18 protein-coding genes are annotated in these 22,101 nt (G+C 51.2%); 12 read left to right on the top strand and 6 right to left on the bottom strand.

Annotated features, from left to right (window positions below; all coding sequences use genetic code 11):
• The first annotated feature begins 210 nt into the window (after positions 1-210).
• The 3 genes from HMPREF0494_RS03275 to HMPREF0494_RS03265 all read left to right on the top strand — a co-directional run bounded on the left by HMPREF0494_RS03275 (position 211) and on the right by HMPREF0494_RS03265 (position 5,067).
• Positions 211-1,344, top strand: a complete 1,134-nt coding sequence (locus tag HMPREF0494_RS03275) for a D-alanine--D-alanine ligase family protein (RefSeq protein ID WP_007123509.1) — start codon at positions 211-213, stop codon at positions 1,342-1,344.
• 234 nt (positions 1,345-1,578) lie between these two features.
• The gene (locus HMPREF0494_RS03270; RefSeq protein ID WP_007123508.1) at positions 1,579-2,421 is read left to right on the top strand and encodes a helix-turn-helix domain-containing protein; all 843 of its coding nucleotides are present in this window, start codon (positions 1,579-1,581) and stop codon (positions 2,419-2,421) included.
• A 237-nt stretch (positions 2,422-2,658) separates the two neighbouring features.
• Entirely contained in the window at positions 2,659-5,067 is a 2,409-nt protein-coding gene (locus HMPREF0494_RS03265; protein WP_040458719.1) for a KxYKxGKxW signal peptide domain-containing protein, read from the top strand.
• Between the two features lie 175 nt (positions 5,068-5,242).
• Here the strand turns inward: HMPREF0494_RS03265 and HMPREF0494_RS03260 are convergent, their stop codons facing one another.
• Positions 5,243-6,556, bottom strand: a complete 1,314-nt coding sequence (locus tag HMPREF0494_RS03260) for an APC family permease (protein ID WP_007123506.1) — start codon at positions 6,554-6,556, stop codon at positions 5,243-5,245.
• A gap of 195 nt (positions 6,557-6,751) precedes the next feature.
• Between HMPREF0494_RS03260 and HMPREF0494_RS03255 the strand changes: the two genes are divergently transcribed.
• On the top strand, positions 6,752-7,639 hold the full coding sequence (locus HMPREF0494_RS03255; RefSeq protein WP_007123505.1) for a 3-hydroxyacyl-CoA dehydrogenase: 888 nt from the start codon (positions 6,752-6,754) through the stop codon (positions 7,637-7,639).
• Positions 7,640-7,687: 48 nt separating this feature from the next.
• Positions 7,688-8,722: a hypothetical protein gene (locus tag HMPREF0494_RS03250; protein WP_007123504.1), complete on the top strand. Its 1,035-nt coding sequence runs from the start codon at positions 7,688-7,690 to the stop codon at positions 8,720-8,722.
• A gap of 99 nt (positions 8,723-8,821) precedes the next feature.
• Here HMPREF0494_RS03250 and HMPREF0494_RS03245 read toward each other — a convergent pair whose 3' ends face one another.
• Together HMPREF0494_RS03245 and HMPREF0494_RS03240 are read right to left on the bottom strand one after the other, a co-directional pair.
• Complete coding sequence (locus tag HMPREF0494_RS03245) at positions 8,822-10,123, bottom strand: oligosaccharide MFS transporter (protein WP_007123503.1); 1,302 nt, start codon at positions 10,121-10,123, stop codon at positions 8,822-8,824.
• Between the two features lie 9 nt (positions 10,124-10,132).
• Positions 10,133-11,104, bottom strand: a complete 972-nt coding sequence (locus HMPREF0494_RS03240) for a glycoside hydrolase family 43 protein (protein WP_007123502.1) — start codon at positions 11,102-11,104, stop codon at positions 10,133-10,135.
• A 350-nt stretch (positions 11,105-11,454) separates the two neighbouring features.
• Here HMPREF0494_RS03240 and HMPREF0494_RS03235 point away from each other — a divergent pair, with 350 nt between their 5' ends.
• The 7 genes from HMPREF0494_RS03235 (at position 11,455) to HMPREF0494_RS03205 (ending at position 19,881) form a co-directional block, all read left to right on the top strand.
• On the top strand, positions 11,455-12,345 hold the full coding sequence (locus tag HMPREF0494_RS03235; RefSeq protein ID WP_007123501.1) for an ArsR/SmtB family transcription factor: 891 nt from the start codon (positions 11,455-11,457) through the stop codon (positions 12,343-12,345).
• 81 nt (positions 12,346-12,426) lie between these two features.
• Entirely contained in the window at positions 12,427-14,031 is a 1,605-nt protein-coding gene (locus HMPREF0494_RS03230; protein WP_007123500.1) for a xylulokinase, read from the top strand.
• Between the two features lie 17 nt (positions 14,032-14,048).
• Positions 14,049-14,780, top strand: coding sequence for an L-ribulose-5-phosphate 4-epimerase (locus tag HMPREF0494_RS03225; RefSeq protein ID WP_007123499.1), 732 nt, complete (start codon positions 14,049-14,051; stop codon positions 14,778-14,780).
• Positions 14,781-14,859: 79 nt separating this feature from the next.
• Complete coding sequence (locus tag HMPREF0494_RS03220) at positions 14,860-15,939, top strand: GntR family transcriptional regulator (RefSeq protein ID WP_007123498.1); 1,080 nt, start codon at positions 14,860-14,862, stop codon at positions 15,937-15,939.
• A gap of 322 nt (positions 15,940-16,261) precedes the next feature.
• Positions 16,262-17,638, top strand: a complete 1,377-nt coding sequence (locus tag HMPREF0494_RS03215) for a sugar porter family MFS transporter (RefSeq protein ID WP_007123497.1) — start codon at positions 16,262-16,264, stop codon at positions 17,636-17,638.
• A gap of 192 nt (positions 17,639-17,830) precedes the next feature.
• Positions 17,831-19,255, top strand: a complete 1,425-nt coding sequence (gene araA / locus HMPREF0494_RS03210; RefSeq protein WP_007123496.1) for an L-arabinose isomerase — start codon at positions 17,831-17,833, stop codon at positions 19,253-19,255.
• Between the two features lie 299 nt (positions 19,256-19,554).
• Positions 19,555-19,881 carry a hypothetical protein gene (locus HMPREF0494_RS03205; protein WP_040458717.1) on the top strand — a complete coding sequence of 109 codons (327 nt, stop codon included), beginning with the start codon at positions 19,555-19,557 and terminating at the stop codon, positions 19,879-19,881.
• A gap of 166 nt (positions 19,882-20,047) precedes the next feature.
• Here HMPREF0494_RS03205 and HMPREF0494_RS03200 read toward each other — a convergent pair whose 3' ends face one another.
• The 3 genes from HMPREF0494_RS03200 to HMPREF0494_RS03190 form a co-directional block, all read right to left on the bottom strand.
• Positions 20,048-20,890, bottom strand: coding sequence for an aldo/keto reductase (locus tag HMPREF0494_RS03200; protein WP_040458716.1), 843 nt, complete (start codon positions 20,888-20,890; stop codon positions 20,048-20,050).
• A gap of 102 nt (positions 20,891-20,992) precedes the next feature.
• Positions 20,993-21,484, bottom strand: coding sequence for a universal stress protein (locus HMPREF0494_RS03195; RefSeq protein WP_007123493.1), 492 nt, complete (start codon positions 21,482-21,484; stop codon positions 20,993-20,995).
• 64 nt (positions 21,485-21,548) lie between these two features.
• Entirely contained in the window at positions 21,549-21,842 is a 294-nt protein-coding gene (locus HMPREF0494_RS03190; protein WP_007123492.1) for a hypothetical protein, read from the bottom strand.
• Positions 21,843-22,101: the final 259 nt, after the last annotated feature.

Raw genomic sequence — 22,101 nt, 5'->3', positions numbered from 1 at the left:
AGTCTCTCGTCTTAGTTCCGAATATTTTAAAGATAATCACGCGACCCCAGATGGGCTAGCCTTACAGTCCCTAACCGTGGGTTGTGTCACAGCTTCCTTTTAATTACCGTTAATATTACAGCTTGGTCTAGAATCCGTTTCATGCTATACTTATGGTTCGAGGAAATCGGTTTGAAGTAATAACAATATTTAATTAAGGTGGTATTTCAAATGACAAAGAAATTACGGGTTGCGTTATTGTTTGGTGGCAATTCATCTGAGCATGATGTTTCTAAACGGTCAGCACATAATATTTATGATGCCATGGACAAGGATAAGTATGATGTCAGCCTATTTATGTTCACCAAGGACGGGATCCTGCTGGATAACGCCTATTCCCAGCGGATCTTTGACGGGGAGCCCGAAGACCAGGTCGTGGCGGATGCTTACCAGCACATGGACCTCGACCGGCCGCTGGCCCCAATCATGGCCCTAAACGAGCTGGAAGCAATCGACTTCTTCTACCCGGTCATCCACGGTAACCTGGGTGAAGACGGGACCGTCCAAGGGTTGTTTAAGCTGTTGAAGAAGCCGTACGTTGGTTCTGGCATTTCCGCCAGTGCCCTCTCCTTTGATAAGGACCTCACCAAGAAGATGCTGAACGAGGCCGGAATCCGGAATACCCCGTACGTCCTTTTGACGCCGGAAAACCAGGCTGAATATTCTTGGGGCCGCTTGGAGGAGGAACTCGGCAACCTGATCTTTATCAAGCCGGCTCGGCAAGGCTCGTCCGTCGGAATTCATCGGGTGACCAACGCTGAGGAGTACGCCGCGGCACTGAAGGACGCCTTCAAGTACGACTTTAAAGTTTTGGCAGAAAAGGGTCTGGACCGGCCGCAGGAGATTGAAATTTCCATCTTAGGCAATGAACATCCGGTAGCTTCCAAGCTGGGGGCCGTTCGGGTACCGAAGGACGATCCTTTCTATGACTACGAAAACAAGTTTGTCGATGCCAGCGGCGTGGTCTTTGAACTGCCGGTTAAGCTGCCGCAGTACTTGACTGACGAGATTACGGAGATGGCGTTGAAGGCCTACCGGGTCTTGGGGATGAAGGGCTTGTCGCGGATTGACTTCCTGGTTGATTCCAATAACATTCCGTACCTGAGCGAGCCGAACACCCTGCCGGGCTTTACTAACATCAGCCTGTACCCGCAGATGTGGGAAGTGTCGGGGATTTCGTATTCGGACCTGATCGACCGCCTGATTGAGCTTGGCTTAGCGGAGTTTGACCGTAATCGCCAAATTAAGTACGACTTCCGTGAGCTGGGGACGGAACACGTTGGCCAAAAGAAGTACAACGACTAATTCATAGATTGTCCGATTAGTCAATATTCCAATCCTGAGTTGACAAAACAATTCATAGTTATAAAATAAAAGATGGCCTGCTTACTCTTCAATAGTTAATCCTTTTCAGACGGGCAGGCAGTTTTTATGAAAATCATTATAATTAGTGATATAATTATTGGTGAAGGATAGTCTAAGCAGCGATGATTAGTGGACTAAAAGGACAATAAAAATAATAATCGAGGATGGTAACCAATGAAACTACGTGGAGATGTGTTAAAACAAATTCGCCGCAAGAGGGGGTTATCGCAAACGGCGTTAGCTGAAGGGATTTGTACCCAAGCGACGATTAGTTTAATGGAGAAGCAGAACCGGCTGCCCAAAATGGATATTCTGACGGCAATTTGTGAGCGTCTCAACATCCAGCCGGACCGGATCGTGGAAAATGAAGTGAGCGGGGTTAATGATACCTTTAACCAGATTATTGACGCCCTGACTGACCATGAATACGACTTGGCCAAGCAGCTGATTGAAAAAATTAGCATCAAAAGCTTGAACAGCGACTTTGATAAGCAGCGCTACTACTACCTGCTCGGGATGGTGCAGATTAGCCAGGACCAGGTTGATGATGCGATCTTTAACTTTGAACTTGTTTTAACCCAGTTCGCAACGACTAGTGCCAACATCTACCTGGCGATGACCACGGCGGGGATGGCGTTGGCCTACCTGAAACGTGACGACCATGACCGGGCGGTGCGGTTGACTGACCGGGCGGTTAAGTTAATCGACAATAAAAAGCTGATCGGTAGTTTGCACCAGTGGGCATCAATTAATTGCCAGATTGCGGAACTCTATTGGCGGCTGGACGAGCCGGAAAAGGCGCTGGCGAGTGCCCAGCGGGGGATCCAGCTCTGTCGGGACCGGGATTCGCTCTTCATCCTTGACCAGCTATACTTGTACGTGGGTCGGGCCTACATCGCCCTGGATGAAAAGGACAAGGCTAAGCAGGCGCTGGAAGTGGCGAAGAGCCTCAGCATTGCCCGCCACGGCAAGATTAACGAAGAACACATTATTGAAGAACTCGCCAAATTAGATTAACCCTTTTAGCCAGGAGATAAATTTGTCGCCTGGCTTTTTTATGTGAAGTAATATGCTGGTGTTTCAATAATTATAATGATAACCTAAACCAAGCGGTCGAGAAATATCTCTCGGCTGCTTTTTGAATTTAAAAAAGACCCATTTAATGCACCGTGCTACCGTTGAATGAAACGTGGCTTTAGTAGATTGAGCTAAAATAAGTGGTGTTATTTTACTTCGGAGATGGGGAGATTTTTAATGGCAAAAGAACATAAGAAACTATATAAGGCCGGCAAGAACTGGCTGGTCGTAACCCTGTTTGCGGTCGCTGCCGGGACTGCCTTGGCAACTACCACGGCCCACGCGGACACGACAACCGACGAGGGTCAGAACACGGTAGCCGTTCAGCAGAATGCGGTAACGACAACTGGGAATGACGAGGAGACGGGAAGTACCGCGGCGACTAATAACCAGCCTGTACCGGTTGCACCTCAGGCTACTGCGCAAAATGATGGAAGCAATGGTCAGGAAGACAGAGTGGATGACTCTAATGATGGGGTTAGCGATGAATTACTGGCAAAAATCGATGCCACACAGAAGGCTATTGATCAGCAAAAAGCATTAATCAGTAAAGATGAAGCGACTTATAAATCTTTTAAGCAAAAGGAGAATGACGCAAAGCAAGCTTTGCCAGAATTAGATGCAAAATATAAAGAGGCGCAATCTCAAGCTGATGCTGCACAGCAACAGTATTTTAATGATGAGCATGGGACCTCGGAGGAGTTTAATGCTTGGTTGAAAAAATATGAAATTGCCCAACGCGCTTACAAACTCAAGGAGCAAGTATATAATCAGAGTAATGAATTTTTCAATAAAGCAGAAGCAGTATTAGCCAAATTACCAAATGAAAAATACTATCTTGCTAGTTTGCTAAATCAATTTTCTTCGTTGAAAAAACAACAACTAGCAGAAATGCAAAAGCATCAGGAAGAGTTAAAGAATCAGACCTATTTATTGACTATCACGTATGTTGACCAAGCTGGTAATATTATAGGAACTAAACAGTATGCTGGTAAGTATAACCAGGATGTCACTAAGGAAGTTAAATTAACTCCCGCTGGCTACCACTATGCAGATGACTCGCAACGGACATTTAAACTCAGTAGTCATAACGATAGTGTAAATGTTCTGGTTATCAAAGATACTGCTCAGCCGACAACAGTTCATGAGCAGGTCAATTATGTGGATACTGACGGTCAAATAGTGGGTACGCAAACACTAACAGGCCAGCCAGGCCAACAATTCATTGCGGGAAACTTGACTATTCCGACTGGTTATAAACTTGAACAGTCGGGTTCGATTCTAATTGCTCTTGGCGATTCAGACAGTCAATTTACGGTACAAGTGGTACGAGAGCAACCTAACCGTCCCGTTGACCTCAGCCAAAACAATGGCTGGCTGGACAGCTACTCCGCGCAAAATGGCAAGCTTCACCTGGCCGGCTGGCACGTTTCTTCCGCTAGTGCTGACTACCAGTACCCGTATATCATCGTGCTGGACAATGGGCGGGAGGTTGGCCGGGCCCAAGCGCAGTTGGTTGACCGTCCCGACGTTGACCGCCTCTACCCGAACACCAATGGGCGCCAAGCGGCTGGCTTTATCGCCGACGTGGACATCCCAACCTACGCTTACGGGGACCGTCTGACGGTGATTGCCCGCTTTAGTAACGACCCGGCCGGCAATGGTCAGTACCAGGATTACTACTTCAACAATCTCAACCCGGTCACCGACCTGAATGCCAATAAGGCCAGCCTGGATGGCTACCATTTGAGTACTAACTCATGGAATGGTAATATCCAGCTGAACGTTGTCGGCTGGCACGCTGCGGGCCGGAGTGTGACCGAAGGCAGTCACTGGCTGATCCTTTTTGATAACACCACCGGTTCTGAAATTCAACGGGTCAAGCTCTCAGATGCTGATAATTACGTTGTCAGCCGTCCCGACGTCGCTCGGGCCTTCCCAACGATTCTGAATGCTGGGGAGTCCGGCTTCAACGTCAGCTTTGCCTTTGATCCGGCCCAGCTTGATGGACACCGGCTCGCAATCGTTAGTCGCTGGACTACTGACCCAGCTGGTAACGGCAATGCGACGGACTACTGGTTTGCCCCGCAGACATTCACGGCGGCCCAACCAACTTCCCGGACTGTCCGGGGGACCGGTGATGGGGTCGGTGCACTTGACAAGTGGGCAGTTTACATCAACCCGGCCCTGGGCTACGATAACCCGAACCGGATTTGCTTCTTTGTTAGTGGCTGGCACGCCAGCAATGCCGCGGCTGGCCGCCCGTACCACGACATCATGCTAATTGACAATACGACTGGTCAGCAGGTTGGCGGTGCGACCTACGCGAACCCGATGTTGCCGGCCCAGGAAACGAGCCGCCCAGATATTGCCCGCCTGTATGGCAGCCAGTACCAGAATGCTGGCGAATCGGGCTTTAAGATTGGCCTGCAGACACCGCAGTTTGCCTTTGGTCACCGCTACACCCTGATTAGCCGCTACGCCACTGACGAATATGGCAATAACGCTGTTCAGCAATCCTACTACCTGGGCCAAATCAACCAGGACATGGCCAACTACGGTGATGGTCACGACTTCTTTAATTAATTTTTTTGTAGAATGCGGGAGTCGGTTACGACTTAGTTCTTCGCCGCGCAGATAGTTTTCAGAGAGCACGAATGGGCTTCAGAGTTCGGCTTTTGCCGAGCACTGAAGCCCATTGTTTTGTGTACCGTGCTATTCGTGTTTTCACTGTGTAAAAAGACCGATGTCACAGATTACGTTAATGGCGCTTTTCCTTGTCCCGTTGAATGAAGAAGTAGGCGATTCCCGCCAAAATGGCAACCCCAGCGCCGACGATAATCGTCTTGGCGGTAAAGTTGGTGACCATGTAAAAGGAAATCAGCAGGGCGAGGACGGGAATCGTGTACTTGCCAGGAAGCTTAAAGCCGTGGGCGGGAAATTGATTGTTGTGCAAGAACTTGATATCAGCAAAGATGGTCGGCACGTATTGGACAAACGAGGCGAGAACGATGCACGAAACCAAGAATAGGTAGGATTGGGTAACCAATAGTCCCGACACGATCGCGGTCAGAATGATCCCGACCCAGGGGGCGTTGTAGCGGTTCTTTTTGCCAATGAACTTTGGCAGCATCGCGTGCTGGTCAGCCAGGGAAGCAATCAGTGAAGGGGTGTTAAACGACGCGGTGAAGGCGACGCCAAAAATACTAATCAGCATCCCGACAATTACCAGGATGTAGCCCCATTCGCCGACACCGGCCTTAAAGGCGTTAGCAATTGGGGTGCTGAACTCCGTCATTCGGGTGCCCAAAATGCCGATGGCCACCAGCATCATCAGCGCGTACAAAATGGTCACGCTGACCATCACCGCGATCAGGACCCGGGGGATGTTCTTCTCCGGGTTATTCATCTGCTCAGCTGCGATCGGCAGGAAGGAGAAGCCGGTAAATAGGTAGAAGACAACGCTAAAGGCGGCCCCAAAGTGGGTCAGCAGCGGCTTGGGACCCGCCATGGCCGCCGCCGGGATTACCGGCGAAAAGTGGGCCAGGTGGATGGTAAAGGCCCCGATGATAATGAAGACGAGGATCGTAATCATCTTTGCGGCCGAGGAAGCATTATCCACCAGTGTGACCAGACTGCGGCCGAAGAAATTAATAATGGAAAAGAGAATAATCAGGCCGAAAACGGAACCGTAATAGACGGTCGGGTTGCCGAAGACCGGCAAGAAGCTCTTCAGGGTCGTGAGCAGGGCCACGACCTCGGCCGAGAGGGTACAGCAGCCCAAGAACCAGATAAAAATGCCGAGCTCAAAGCCCGTGAACCGGCCAAACGCGTTATAGGAATAAATCCATGCCGCTCCGGATTCGCTAAACCGGCTGGCAAGGTCAGCGTAGCATAACGCAACCATGCTGACGGTCAGGGCCGCACAGAGGAGGACAGCCACGCTCATCAGGTTCATGTCCTTATAGATCACCTGGGGCAAGAGGAAGGCCCCCGAACCAATGACCCCGTTGATGCCGAGAAAATAAATCGAAATAAAGGATAGTTTTTTGTTCGTGCCCTTGTGTTTTGTCATTAATCCCACCTCACTGCTATTAAAATAAACAATTATAATTACTACACCCTTAACATACGGCTTTCGGTGCTCAATTGCAACATCAGAGTATTATTTTGGTTATTAAATGGTCAATTAAGGGCCGCTGGTCGAATTAATAGGAAACGCTTCCAAAGAATGGTAAACTAAGGGCAGAGAAACTAAGGAGGCGTTGTTATGGAAATTAAGAATGTAGTAATTGCTGGCGCGGGGGTCTTAGGGAGCCAGATTGCCTTTCAGGCGGCCCGCTTTGGCTACCAGGTCAAGATCTGGAACCGGCACACTGACCGGGCCGAACGGCGGCTGGCGGCGATTAAGGAACCCTTCATCAAGGAAACCGGCGCAACGGCGGCCGACTACCAGGCGGCGATGGACAACATCGTCAGTATCAGCAACGATCTAAAGGCGACCGTGGCTGACGCTGACCTGGTGATCGAATCCGTTTCCGAATCGGTGGAGATTAAGAAGGTCTTCTACGAAGAACTGTGTCCGTTATTGCCGGAAAAGACGATCCTGACGAGTAACTCATCGACCTTTATCCCAAGCGAACTGGTGGGCTTCACCGACCGTCCCGACCGCTTTGCCCACCTCCACTTTGCCAACCATATTTGGAAGCACAACGTGGCCGAAATTGTCGGCAATCCGCAGACCAAGCCGGAGGTCATTGACGAACTAGTGGCCTTTGCCCGGTCGATTAAGATGGTGCCGGTAGTGCTGAAGAAGGAACAGCACGGCTACATCATGAATGCGCTCCTGGTACCCCTTCTGAATGCCGCCATGGCACTGTGGGCAAACGGGGTTGCCGACCCGCACACGATTGACAAGGACTGGATGATTTCCAACGGCTCGCCGCTGGGACCATTTATGATCCAAGACATTGTCGGCCTGCGGACAACCTACGCGGTGGTTTTGAACCAGTACGAGCAGACTCATAATGAATTGTTTAAGAAGATTGCCGATAAGCTCAAGCCGATGATTGATGCTGGCCACACCGGGGTCGAAGCAGGGCAGGGCTTTTACCACTACCCAAACCCGGAATACCAGGATCCGGACTTCTTTAAATAGGAATTTTTGAATGGCTAATTGCTGAACGTACGAAAGGAAGCGTTCGTCATGAGACAGTATAAGGTAATTATTTGGGGATTAGGCAATGTCGGCCGGGCTGCCGTCCGGATGATTGGTGAGCGGCAGTCGGTCAAGCTGGTGGCCGCGGTGGATAACGACCCTAATAAAGTCGGCAAGGATGCAGCGGGGCTATTCGGCTTTCCAGACATCGGCGTCAAGGTAACGGACGACATCGATGCGGCCCTCAAGCTGGATGCTGACGTGGTCCTGGTGTACACCCCGCTGCGGCACGATCCGCAAACTGGTGCCTTTACGCCGAGTGCTGAGGACATGGTTAAGGTACTGAACGCAAAGAAGAACTGTATTACGACGATTCCACTGTACTACTCGCAAGTAACGACGCCGGACCTCTACAAAATGATTAATGACGCGGCGCTGGCAAACGGGGTCACCTTCATGCCAAGCGGTTTGCTGCCGGGCTTCTATGCTTCCCAGCTGCCACTCTACCTGTGCAACCTGGTGGACCACGTTGATGAACTGACCGTCCAGTCCGGTGAAGACGACCAGGATAACACCTCCAGCTGGGTGCAGGTCTTTGGCTACGGGATGGACCCGGACAAGTTCCCGCAGGATAAACTAAAGGCGGGGATTGCGGCCTACTACATTGCCGCCGTTTATGAAATGGGGGCCCGCTTGGGCTTCAAGTTTGACGACGTCAAGGTCAGCCATGAAGTCTTTACCGCCCCGCATGACCTCCACACCAAGGCGTTTGGCCTGGTCAAGACCGGTACAATGATGGGGCACCGCTTCATCATGAGCGGCTACGTTGGTGGTGAGGAGAAGGTCAGCCTGGTTTACGTTCACAAGATTTGCGACGACGTGGTCAAGGAACCGGCAATTGATAACCACATCCACATTGCCGGGATTCCGACGATTGACGTTGAGGTCCAGAATATGATTCCGCTGGACGAAAGCTACGTCACCAGTGCGGCGCCGAGTGTCGACGTTATTCCGCAGTGTGTCAACGCCCAGCCGGGTTACCAGCACGTTTTGGACCAGCCGACGATGCTGCCGCTGGTCTGACGGGTAGCTAAATCGATTCAATTCAAAGACCGCCCTGGTTTGCAATTAGCAAACCGGGACGGTCTTTTTTTGAGGTGTATAGGAGTTAGAAAAGTTAAATTAGTCAGTGGTTAATTGGTCATTAGTTGTATTTGCTTCCTTCACTTCACCGGCCTGAACAGGGTCTTCCTTAGTCAGGGTGAAGGCACAGATCAGGGTTACGATCCCAACGATGATCCCTAAGATCAGGTAAGTGTGTTGGAAACCAATTTGATCGTAGAGTTTCCCGGCAAAGGAGGAGAAGAAGAAGACCGAAATTTGCTTGGCAAAGTTGGACGAAAGGGCGTAAACGGTGGCGTAAAGACGGAGGTCAAAGGCCCCGGCGATGTACTTCATGATGGAAACCAGCAGCAGCGGCATTTCCAGCCCGGCCAGCAACCGTAAGATGATGATGAATGGCAGGCTTGGCACCAGGGCAGAACCGACGATCCGGATGGTCAGGATGACCCCGTAGCAGATCAGCCCGTTCCGGGAACCAATCTTGTTGATAATCCACGGCATTGGGATCATCAGCAGGAATTCCAGCGCGGTCTGGGCACTGGTCATGTAGGAGTAAGCAATCGTTCCTTGAGCAGCGGCGTGGAAGAATGACTTGAAGAAAATGATGAATTGCTGGTCAAACACGTCGTAAATCGCGGAAGTTCCCATGTAGAACAAGGAGAGAATCCAGAAGTTGCGGAGCTTGAAGATCGAACCGATTTGCTTAACGTCGAGCTTGTTGGAAGTGTCTTCACCGGCAGCGGCAACGTTGTCCCAGTGAATCTTATCAGAGAAGACGAAGCAGCAAGTCAGGATAATAGCGGCAACGGTACATGCCCAGAAAATCGAGTTCGGGCTCCAGAGGAAGAGCCGTCCGCCGACCAGGGCAGCCACGGCACCGGCCAGGGAACCACCCATCCGGGAGTGACCATATTCAAAACCGTTGGTCAAGCTGGCCCGTTGGACGTACTGTTCGATGACGGAAACCCCACCGTTCAGTACGAAGGAGAGGTAAATCCCGGTGATGATGGCCGCAAACATGCTGTTGACACCCAGCAGGGGCTTAAAGAGCCATTGGAAGTAAGGGCCGATTAAAATCATGGCCGCGGCAATCGTGATTACCAAGTTCTTCTTCATCACTAGCCGGTCGGAAATAATCCCGAAGATTGGTTGAAAAATCAGTGAGATCCCGGACATCATGGAGAAGACCATCCCGGCCTCGACCCCGTTGAAGTGCGCTTGTTGCTCTAACCAGAGGGTCAGGTAGCCGAAGACGATTGCCCAGGTGAAGAAGTAGCTAAAGTGGGTGACTGGGAAGCCCCAGAAATCCTTGCTCCGGTGCTTTTGCGGAGCGTTATTTTGTGTCTTATCCAAAATCAACATTCCTTTCTATTATTTGTAGTTGTATGGAACCGGCTTGCCAAATTCAGGAACCCCGTTGGCATCGTAAGTGAACGGCTTGACGATCGTGTGCCGGTTCGGGTCGTAGAGCGGGTCGCCCTTGATATCGGTATAGTTCCGGCAGTGGTAAACCATCAGGTCGGTCTGACCATCTTCGGCCACTGTAAAGGAGTTGTGGCCGGGGCCAAATTGGTCGTGGGCGATGTCGCTTTGGAAGACCGGCGTCTTGGACTTAGACCAGTTGGCGGCGTCTAAGACATCGGCGTCGTCAGCACAGGTCAGCATCCCCATCGCGTAGTTTTCGTCGGTCGCGCTGGCGGAATAGGTCAGGAAGAGACGGCCATTGCGGTGGAGGACCGCCGGACCTTCGTTAACCCAGAAGACTTTGGTTTCCCAGTCGTATTCCGGTTTACTCAGCATGACCGGCTTGGTCTTGAGTGTCCATGGATTGACCATTTCCGCGATGTAGAGGTTGGAGTTGCCCTTGATGTCAGGATCTTTTTGGGCCCAAACGTAGTAGAGTTTACCGTTGAGCTCGAAGGTCGTGGCATCCAGGGAGAACGAATCCATTGGTGTCTTGACCTGGCCGCGTTCGATCCAGTCCTCTTCCTTGCCCATTGGGTTGTCCTGGTCGCATTCGATACAGAACATCCGGTGCTGGAACATCCCGTTTTCGTCGAAGGCCGTTGTTTCGGCAGCGGCGAAGTAAACGAACCACTTGCCACCGATGTAGTGGAGTTCGGGCGCCCAGATGAGCTGGCTCATTGGCCCCTCATCATGCTTGCGCCAAATTGTCCGGGGGGCGGCGTGGGCCAACCCCTCAATTGTCCGCGCCCGCCGAATTTCAATCCGGTTGTAGGCGGGCACCGAGGCGGTGAAGTAGTAGTAACCGTCGGTGTGCCGATAGATGTACGGGTCCGCCCGCTGGATAATCAGCGGGGCGGTGTAGTTGATTTCTGCCATTAGAAATCCTCCTCAAAACAGATAATTGATTTTACAAGCATAAGATACCGTCAGAAGAAAGGGGTTTCAAGATGCTGCCGCAAATTTATTGAACAAATTTCGCCAAAATCAACCAATTGATTGACAGTTTCATGTAAACGGTGCCATAATTAGTGAAAAAGATAACTAAAAGGTTGGCTGAAAATGTGGAATTCGGGTACCGGCAGTCATTGATCCAGAATTTAAACTGCGGCAGAAGCTTTTGTTTAGTGTTATTACAGAATTTATGGCAAGAAGTGCTTCCTGATCGCCGTGGTCGGAGTTAGCTGGCCTAACATCAACTTTTTGGTTGGCTAAAGGAGGAGAAGAGGGTGGAAACTACCATTTCACAGGACTATTTAGATGTGTATAAGGCACTGGCCAGCCCCGTTCGCTTGAAAATTATCCAATTGCTGTCGAAGGAACAGCTCAGTATCGAGGAACTGGCCGCGCACTTGGGCTTGAGTGCGACCATTACCGCCCGCCACCTGAAAAAACTGGCCAAGGCGGAAATTATCCAGTTTAACCAGGTCGGGCATAAGAAGGTTGCCAAAATTAAGGTAGATAAGATCAACGTCGCCTTTCCCAAGACCATTTATGAGCTCTTCAATGTTTATAAAACCGAGGTCCCGGTCGGCCAGTTTACCAACTTCTCCGTCAAGCCCTCGTGCGGGATGGCAGGGCGGACCGACTACATTGGCAAGGTCGACAACCCGTCCTACTTCATGGATCCCCACCGGATGGAGGCGGGAATGGTTTGGTTCAATGATGGCTACCTCGAATACCAGCTGCCCAACCACCTGAAAAAGACTGACCACCTCCAGATGATTGACATTGTGGCGGAACTGGGCAGTGAGTTTCCCTTTTCTAATAATAATTGGCCGTCCGATATCACGGTTTCCGTAAACGGCACCGAGCTTGGCTTTTGGACTTCGCCGGGCGACTTTTCGGATGTCCGGGGGAAGTATACGCCGGCCTGGGTGCCGAATAACGTTAACCAGTACGGCCTCCAGAAGACCTTCCGGATTACCGACCACGGCACCTACCTGGATGGGCAGCCCTGGGCACCGGTTTCACTAGCGGACCTTAGCTACGACCCCGACCGCTTTGTCCTCCGTTTTGAAGTCAAGAAGACGGCTACCCATAAAGGGGGCTGCACCATTTACGGTCAGGGCTTTGGCAACTTCCGTGAGAGCCTACAGATGAAATTATTTTATAGTTAACCAATAAATTAGTTTGATTTGTACGGACAAATATTTTACAATGGACTTGTTAAGGATTGAATAACAAGGGAGGCTATTCCTGTGAATAACAGTGTCATTAAAGGAAAAATTGAAAGCGCCAACACTGCTTTGGGGATCGAATTAGGCTCGACCCGGATCAAGGCGGTCTTGGTAACTGATGACTACCAGGTCGTCGCGTCCGGCGACTTCGTTTGGGAAAACGAGCTGCGCGATAACATTTGGACCTACCCGCTGGAAAAGGTCTGGAAAGGAATCCAGACCAGCTATGCCAACTTGGCCGCCAGCGTGAGCGAACAGTACGGGATCCAGCTGACGAAGATCGGCTCAATCGGAATCAGTGCCATGATGCACGGCTACATGCCGTTTGACCAGGACGGCAACCTGCTTGTACCGTTCCGGACTTGGCGGAACAACATTACCGGCGAGGCAGCCGAAAAGCTGACGAAGCTGTTTAACTTCAATATTCCAGAACGGTGGAGTGTCGCCCACCTCTACCAGGCGATTCTGAACAAGGAAGACCACGTCAAGGACATCGACTTCATCACCACCCTGGACGGTTACGTTTCCTGGAGGCTCTCCGGCAACAAGAACACTGGGATCGGTGACGCTTCCGGAATGTTCCCAATTGATGAAGCGACAAAGAGCTATGATGGCAAGATGCTGGAACAGTTTGCCAGTCTGCCGGAGGTCGCCCGGTACCCGTGGCAGATTAAGGATATCCTGCCGGAAGTCCTGCTAGCTGGTCAGCCGGCCGGGAAGCTGACGGAAGCGGGGGCCAAACTGCTCGACATTTCCGGCCAGCTGCAGGCCGGTTCGCTGATTGCGCCGTCAGAAGGGGACGCCGGAACCGGGATGGTTGCCACCAACGCGGTCCGGAAGCGGACGGGGAACATTTCCGCCGGGACCTCCGCCTTCTCAATGGTGGTCCTCGACCAGAAGCTGAATAAGGTTCACCGCGACATTGACATGGTGACGACGCCGGACGGGGCGCCAGTAGCGATGGTCCACACCAATAATTGTTCATCTGACATCAACGCCTGGGCCAGTGTCTTTAACCAGTTTGCCAAGGCCCTAGGGGTTAACCTGTCGCCCAACCAGCTTTACGAAAAGCTCTTTGACACTTCCCTGCGTGGTGACCAGGACGCTGGTGGCCTGGTCAACTTCAGCTACCTGTCCGGTGAAAACATCACCAAGGTTCAATCCGGCCGGCCGATGATGGTCCGCAAGCCGGACAGCCACTTTACCCTGGCCAACATCTTTAAGGTCCAGCTCTACTCCGCCTTTGCGCCCCTTAAAATCGGGATGGACATCCTCCTGCGTGAAGAGCACATCCGGACGGACGTTTTGATTGCCCAAGGGGGGCTGTTTAAGACCCCGGTAGTGGCTCAGCAGGTCCTGGCGGACGCCCTGAACACCCCAATTACTCTGATGAGCAATGCTGGTGAGGGTGGCCCATGGGGGATGGCTGTTTTAGCCCTCTACGCCAGTGATAGCAAGGGTAAAAACCTGGCAGACTACCTGGATGACGAAGTATTTGTTGACAGCGAGAGTGCAACCCTGTACCCTGAACCTGAGAGTGTCCAGGGCTACGAAAAGTTTATCGATAACTATAAAGCAGCTTTGCCGGCAGAAATTGAAGCCGGTAAAGATATGAAGTTAAACTAAGCCAAAGGAGAATTACGATGCTCGAAGAATTAAAACAAGAAGTCTACGAAGCCAACATGAAGCTGCCTAAGTTAGGCCTGGTCACCTTTACCTGGGGGAACGTGTCCGGGATTGACCGGGAGAAGGGCTTGTTTGTAATCAAGCCGTCCGGGGTTCCCTACGAAGACCTGAAGCCCTCTGACATGGTGGTAGTCAACCTGGACGGGGAAGTGGTCGAAGGGGACCTCAACCCATCCAGCGACACCCCAACCCACACCTATCTTTACAACCACTTCCCAAAGATTGGTGGCATCGTCCACACCCACTCCCCATGGGCAGTGTCCTTTGCGGCAGCCCACATGGATATTCCAGCGATGAACACGACCCACGCTGATACCTTCTACACGGATGTGCCGGCTGCTGACGCTTTGACCAAGGAAGAAGTTGAGGAAGACTACGAGGGCAACACCGGGAAGGTGATTGTGCGGTCCTTCAAGGAACGGGGCCTCGACTACGAAGCCACCCCTGCCGCTCTGGTAATGCAGCACGGTCCCTTCGCCTGGGGACCAACGCCGGACAAGGCGGTTTACAACGCCAAGGTGCTGGAAGTCGTCGCCGAAGAAGACTACCACACCCTGCAGCTGACCCGGGCGGACAACCACCTGCCACAATACCTGTTGGATAAGCACTACTACCGCAAACACGGGGCCAATGCTTACTACGGCCAAAACAATGCCCACAGCAAGGACCACGCCAAGCGGGAAAATTAGTTATACTTAGAAATAAATTTAACTGAGTCGTGGACAACTGGGAAGGTTGGCTCACGGCTCGGTTTAGTTAGGAGACGCCATGGCAACCAAGTATGAAACAGTTAAAGAAAAAATTCGCGAGGTGATTAGTTCGGGACAGTACCAGCCGGGTGATCAGCTGCCGACAGAATCGGCGCTGATGAAGGAGTACCAGGTTAGCCGCTACACCATTCGCCGGGCAATGGGCGAGTTGGAGAACGAGCACTATATCTACCGGATTCAGGGTGGCGGGATGTTCGTCGAGGACTGGCACAACAACCATGACCAACCGGTTAACCAGAAGGTCGTCGGGGTGGTTACGACCCACCTGGCCGACTACATCTTCCCCAGCATTATCAGCGGGATTGACCGGGCCCTTTCTAGCCAGGGCTATTCGATCCTGTTGGGCAATACCCATAACGACCATGACCAGGAGCGGCTCAGTCTGCAGCGGATGCTGGATAGCAATGTCGATGGCTTGATTTTAGAGCCGACCCAGAGTGCCCGGCCGAACCCGAACCGCGACCTCTACCAGCAGATTGAAAAATCGCATATCCCGGCAATGTTTATTGATGCTCACTATGATGACTCCTCCCTGCCGTACATTGACCTGGCGGACCGGGAAACGGAGGCCAAGCTGGTCGACAGCCTGTTTGAAAAGGGCCATGAGCGAATCCTCGGCATTTTTAAGATTGATGATATGCAGGGAGTCGGGAGGCTTCAGGGCTTTATGGATGCCTATACCGAACACCCGGATAAGACCCTGCTGAGCGACGTGATTATGTACCAGTCAAGTGACGATGTGGCCTCCATTTTTGCCAAGCTGGCCCAGCACCTCCAAGGGGCGGAGCGGCCAACCGCGATTGCCTGTTATAATGACCAGCTGGCGATCCAGGTGATGGACGTGGTCCGGTCGCTGGGGATGAAGATTCCTGATGACATTAGTATCGTCGGCTTTGATGATTACCTGCTGAGTGCCTATGTCCTGCCAGGCTTAACGACCGCTGTTCACCCGAAGAATAAAATGGGGATGGACGCCGGAGAGATGATCCTGCGGCTGATTAGTGGGGAACAGACTGACCCGATTGTTTACCATCCCGAGATTGTTGAACGGGACTCTGTAAAGGACCTCACAAAGTAAATTAGTAACCAGACAAATATAGCAGTGCCGGTTGGCGCTTCCGTGGAATTGGAAGTAGCTAACCGGCATTTTTAATGGTAATTGTCAATTTAATCCGTAATTGTTGGAGTAGCAAAATGGCGATTTAGCGGCATTTGTATGGGGAATGGGCAACTTGTCTGTAAAAACGTCTGAATTATTGTAACCGTTTTATTGACTTGTACGGACAAATAGCCTATACTTACCTTGTAAGCGCTTGAAGGAAATTATTTTAGGAATAATCACATGTGATTTCTAGGTTTTGAGGTTGTTATTTGTTAAGAAAGTATAGGAGTGAACAACATTGAGGAAAGTTTCAAATGGATTTATCTATACTTTTGGGGCGCTAGGTGGTTTACTGTTCGGTTACGACATTGCTTCCGTTTCTGGGGCCATTCTATTTATCCAAAAGCAGTTAAGCTTGAACTCGTGGGAACAAGGGATGGTTGTTTCGTCCGTCCTGATCGGTGCCATTCTGGGGGCGTTAGGGACCAGTAAGTTCCTTGATAAGTATGGACGGCGGAAGCTCTTGATTTGGGCCGCGATTATCTTCACGATTGGTGCTTTGGGTTCCGGATTCGCGCCAGAATACTGGACCCTGCTGGTTACCCGGGTGATCTTAGGGATTGGTGTTGGGATTACCTCCGCATTGATTCCTGCTTACCTGCACGAATTAGCGCCAAAACGGATGCACGGTGCGGTAGCGACGATGTTCCAGCTGATGGTCATGATTGGGATCCTGCTGGCTTACATCTTGAACTACACCTTCCAAGGAATGTACACCGGTTGGCGTTGGATGTTGGGATTTGCTGCACTGCCTGCTATTATTCTTTTCTTCGGTGCCCTGCTCCTGCCAGAAAGTCCCCGGTTCTTAGTTAAAATCGGCAAGACCGAACAAGCCCGGGCCGTTCTGATGAACACCAACAAGGGTGATGAACAGGCTGTTGATACCGCCCTGGAAGAAATTCAGGTTTCTGCTAACCAAAAACAGGGTGGTTGGAAAGAATTATTCGGCGCCGATGTTCGACCAGCCCTGGTTACTGGTTTGGGTGCCGCCATTTTCCAACAGATTATTGGTTCTAACTCAGTAATTTTCTATGCGCCAACCATCTTTACTAAAGTTGGCTGGGGTGTGGCCGCCGCTTTACTGGCCCACATCGGTATCGGGATCGTGAACGTAATTGTAACTGTGGTTGCTATGCTCTTGATGGACCACGTTGACCGGAAGAAGATGCTGACGGTTGGTGCCGCCGGCATGGGCCTGTCCCTCTTTGTCATGGCCGCTATCCTGAAGATGGACAGTGGCTCGCAAGCCGCAGCCTACGTCAGTGCGATTGCGCTGACCGTCTACATCGCCTTCTACGCATGTACCTGGGCCCCAATTACCTGGGTTTACATCGGTGAAGTCTTCCCGCTGAACATCCGTGGGTTGGGGACTTCCCTTTGTTCCGCAACCAACTGGCTCGCTGATATGGTTGTTTCCTTAACCTTCCCAACGATGCTGGCAGCCTTTGACATCGCCAACACCTTCATTATTTACGGTGTTATCTGTGTTATTTGTATCATCTTTACCAACAAGTTCTTCCTGGAAACCCGGGGGAAGTCGCTGGAAGAGATTGAAGCTTCAATGCGGAAGATGACCGCTAAGAAGAAGGCAGCAGGGCAGGATAAGCTTGCCTAGGCTGGCCGAATTGGCTGATTAAGTGAAGGGCTAGTTCCTGATTGGGAACCGGCCTTTTTTGTTTAGCAAAAATTCATGTGATTACTTTGATTTATGTATTGATTTATCCGTACAAATTATATATAATGACAATGTAAGCGATTTAGTAAGATTGATTGCAAGATCATTTAAGATAAAGGAGATCTGTTCACTATGTTAAAAACGCCAGATTACGAATTTTGGTTTGCCGTTGGTAGTCAACCCCTCTATGGTCCAGAAGCCTTAGAGCAGGTTGAAAAGGATGGCCGCAAGCTGGTTGACGGCTTGAACGCCAGTGGCAAGCTGCCATACAAGGTAGTCTTTAAGCTGGTTGCCACCACTGCTGATAGCATTACCAAGTTTATGAAGGATGCCAATTACAACGACAAGGTCGCTGGGGTAATGACTTGGATGCACACCTTCTCCCCAGCCAAGAACTGGATTCGCGGAACCCAGCTGCTGCAAAAGCCATTGCTGCACCTGGCAACTCAAATGCTGGACCACATCCCATTTGATACGATCGACTTTGACTACATGAACCTAAACCAGAGTGCCCACGGTGACCGTGAATATGACTACATCAATGCCCGGCTCGGGGTTCCAGAAAAGATTGTTTACGGCTGGTGGAACGACCCTGAAGTCCAAGAAGAAATCGCCGACTGGCAAAAAGTGGCGATTGCCTACGACATGAGCTTCAAGATTAAGATTGCTCGTTTCGGCGACACCATGCGGGACGTTGCCGTTACGGAAGGTGACAAGGTTGCTGCCCAGATCAAGCTGGGCTGGACCGTTGACTACTGGCCAGTAGCTGAACTGGTTGCTGCCGTTAACGCCGTTTCCGAAGCCGAAATTGACGAACAGTACAAGCGGCTGGAAGATAACTACGACATGGTAGAAGGTGACAACGACCATGACAAGTACGTTCACTCCGTTCGTTACCAACTGCGTGAATACTTGGGAATCAAGCACTTCTTGGACGAGAAGGGTTACGATGCCTTCACCACCAACTTCCAAGACCTGGAAGGCTTGGAACAGCTGCCAGGCTTAGCCGTTCAATTGCTGATGATTGATGGCTACGGCTTCGGTGCCGAAGGGGATTTCAAGTCCGCTGGTCTTTCCCGTCTGCTGAAGATTGCGGCTGAAAACAAGGAAACGGCCTTCATGGAAGACTACACCCTCGACCTGCGTGCTGGTCACCAGGCAATTATGGGTTCCCACATGCTGGAAGTTGACCCAACTCTTGCCTCTGACAAGCCACGGGTTGAAGTTCACCCGCTGGACATCGGTGACAAGGCCGACCCAGCACGGCTGGTCTTCACCGGTTCAGAAGGCGAGGGAATTGATGTTACCCTGTCATACTTCGACGATGGCTACAAGTTTATTGCCTACGACGTGGACTGTGCTAAGCCGGAAAAGGAAATGCCAAACCTGCCGGTTGCTAAGCAGATGTGGACGCCAAAGTGCGGCTTAAAGAAGGGCGCTACCGCCTGGATGCACAATGGTGGTGGTCACCACACCGTCCTTTCCATGAACCTGACGATGGACCAGATGGCAACTCTCGCCAACCTGTTCGGCATCGAATTGATCGACATCAAGTAGTTAACGTGTTCACCCCGTTTTAGTTCCGAATATTTTAAAGATATCGCGTGACCCCAGATAGGCTAGCTGCGCGTTGCAACCCAGGGACTTAGAGTCTAGCGCCGCGCAGCAAGGCTATTTGCCTACGGACAATCACCGGCCCGTGCCGTGCCAATCACTGTCCTAGGCTAGCCTTACAGTCCCTAACCGTGGGTTGGGTTACAGCTCCTTTTTGTTAGCTAATTCATTTGGAACCGCTTGCATATTTGTCCGGATAAGTGTAAACTAAAATTAACCAATCTAAACAGGAGGCAGGAGCAGTGAAATTTCATAAATTAAAACCAGTCGAGATGGATCGTCTCCAAGAGGGGGTAATTTACTACCGGCGGTGGACGAAGTTTGAAAAGGTCTTCTCCGTAGTCGGGGTGCTCCTCCTGTTCACCGGGATCGGCATCGTTTCCGATGCGATCCTGCTGGCCATGTACCTGTACTGCATGGATAAGGTAGACGTTTCACCGGTGGGCGAACCGGAGAAACGTCTTCTGATTAAAAAGCACGAGTGGGACCACTACCGTCACGTCAACGGGATTGGCTACTGGCACCAGCACCAGCCGCGCCGGATCAAGGCCATGGTCAGTCACCAGTAAATCAAGGGGCTGGGATGGCTGCCGTTGCTAAGCTAACAATTAAATAGTAGGCCTAAAAGGGCCCTCTAAAGTTCGGTAAACCGAGCTCTGGAGGACCCTTTTACATTTTCTATTGTACCCATAGACGGGGACATCAGGAATGCCCCTGATTACGCTTCCCAATTGACTACCATTTCTTATTATACTCGTACACCAGGGCCGGTTCCTTGCCCGTTCGGTGGAAATCATTAAGACCGTCGATCTTCGCCATTTCGTCAGCGCTTAGTTCAAAGTCGTAGATTTCCATATTCTGTTTAATCCGGGCCTGGTGGACCGACTTGGGGATAAAGGCCACGCCGCTCTGCAGGTGCCAGCGGAGAACCACTTGGGCCGGGGATTTGTGGTGCCGGGCGCCGATTTCGGCCAGGACCGGGTTAGCGAGGATTGTGCCCCGGCCCAGCGGGCTCCAGGCCTGGGTGACAATCTGGTGGTCACGGTCAAATTTGACCAACGGGGCCTGGTTTAAGCGGGGATGGCGTTCGATTTGGTTGACGACCGGCATTTCACTGGCCTGGGTTGCCAGGTACTGGAGGTGGATCATTTGGAAATTGCTGACCCCGATGGACTTTGTTAGCCCCGCCTTCTTGAGGTCGATTAAGGCCTGCCAGCTGTCAAAAAAGGCCCGCTCAATTGGCCAGTGGATCATCAGGAGGTTCACGTAGTCGAGCTGGAGCTTGTGCAACGAGTCCTTTACCGAGGCGATTGTTTGCTGGTAGCCCTGGTTCTCTTCGGCGACCTTGGTCGTTACAAATAACTCTGCCCGGGGCACCCGCATGTCCGCGAGCGCCTGGCCCACCTCGGCTTCGTTTTGGTAGAGCTGAGCGGTATCAAATAACCGGTAGCCCGCCTGGTAGGCGTTGGTAATTGCCGCAGAGATGGTGACCTGACCGGTGACTTTGTAGAGCCCAAACCCTTCTTGCGGCATTTGCTGGCCATCGGCGAGGGTCAGCAGGTTGGTTGTTGAATTCACGTTGATCTCTCCTCCATAATTGTTAAATTCAAATAAAAATGCTTCATATTGGAGGGTTCCTACCGTCAAATATGAAGCATTTTAAGTTAAGCTAGCACGCGATTAGCGCTTGTTGTGTTTCTTCGGGTTTTCAATCGGGTGGTTGTCTAAATCAGTCCGAACCACCAGAACATCGCAAATCGCCGTCCGGGTGACGTATTCGGTCACGGAACCGATTAAGATCCGTTCAACCGCGTTCAGCCCCGTCGCACCGATCATGATTAAGTCAGCACCCATTTCTTTAGGAACATCACGGGCGATAATGGTCTTTGGTGCACCATATTCAATTGAGTAGTTGACATTCTTAACGCCTTGCTTCTTAGCGTAGTCGATGTACTTGTCCAGCGTCTTCTTAGCGGTATCCGTTACCTGTTCCACCATTGAGGTATCAAAGCTGGAAATATTTTGGAACGCCCGGGTGTCGACAACGTGCAACAGGCGTAATTCGGCGTCTTCCCCGTTCCGCTTAGCAACGGCGACGGCCTTCTTAAAGGCTAATTCGGCTTCTGCAGAGCCATCGACAGGAACCAAAATGTGCTTGTATGTTTGTGCCATAATAGTGCCTCCTTAAACTTATTTACCAATATTATACACTTTTCTACCATTGGCGGTAAAGAACCTAGTGATACTTGGCACGAAATTCACTGGTGACCGCAAAGGCCATCTGGGTTTCCAGAATACAGCCAAGCACGACCATGACCACGATAAAGGTGATGTTATTGGTCCACGCCGCCCCGATCGTTACTAGTCCGAGAATGGTTAAGATAATGCCCCAGATTTTTAACTGGCGGGCGACGAAGGGGCTGCTAGTGGGTTCCAGGATCAGAAAGTCCTTGTGGAGGTGGGTTAAAAAGAAGAGGCCTTCAAACAGGGCGATTAGTCCAAAGAGGGTTACTAAGATTGGTAAGAGCATCCGACAACAATCCTTTGCTTAATAATTAAGCGGCTGGTGACAAATGGCTACCATGTCACCGGCCGCTGCTATGTACGAAAACTCCGTTAGTGCCGTTAATTGTCATTCAGTGTTGACCTGTGTGTAAAACAGGTGGGACACGGTTGTCTAGTCGCCAACTACCAAGTGAAAAGGCATGTTGTAAAAGAATACATGACGCTAGTCCCAAAGTAAAAAGACTGTAAGGCAAACCTGCGTTTAGACAACGCGTACACCACAG

This window comes from Limosilactobacillus antri DSM 16041, from assembly GCF_000160835.1.
GTDB classification, from domain to species: Bacteria; Bacillota; Bacilli; order Lactobacillales; family Lactobacillaceae; genus Limosilactobacillus; species Limosilactobacillus antri.
Note: the sequence above shows the minus strand (reverse complement) of the source record. Positions and strands in the feature narration are given on the sequence as shown.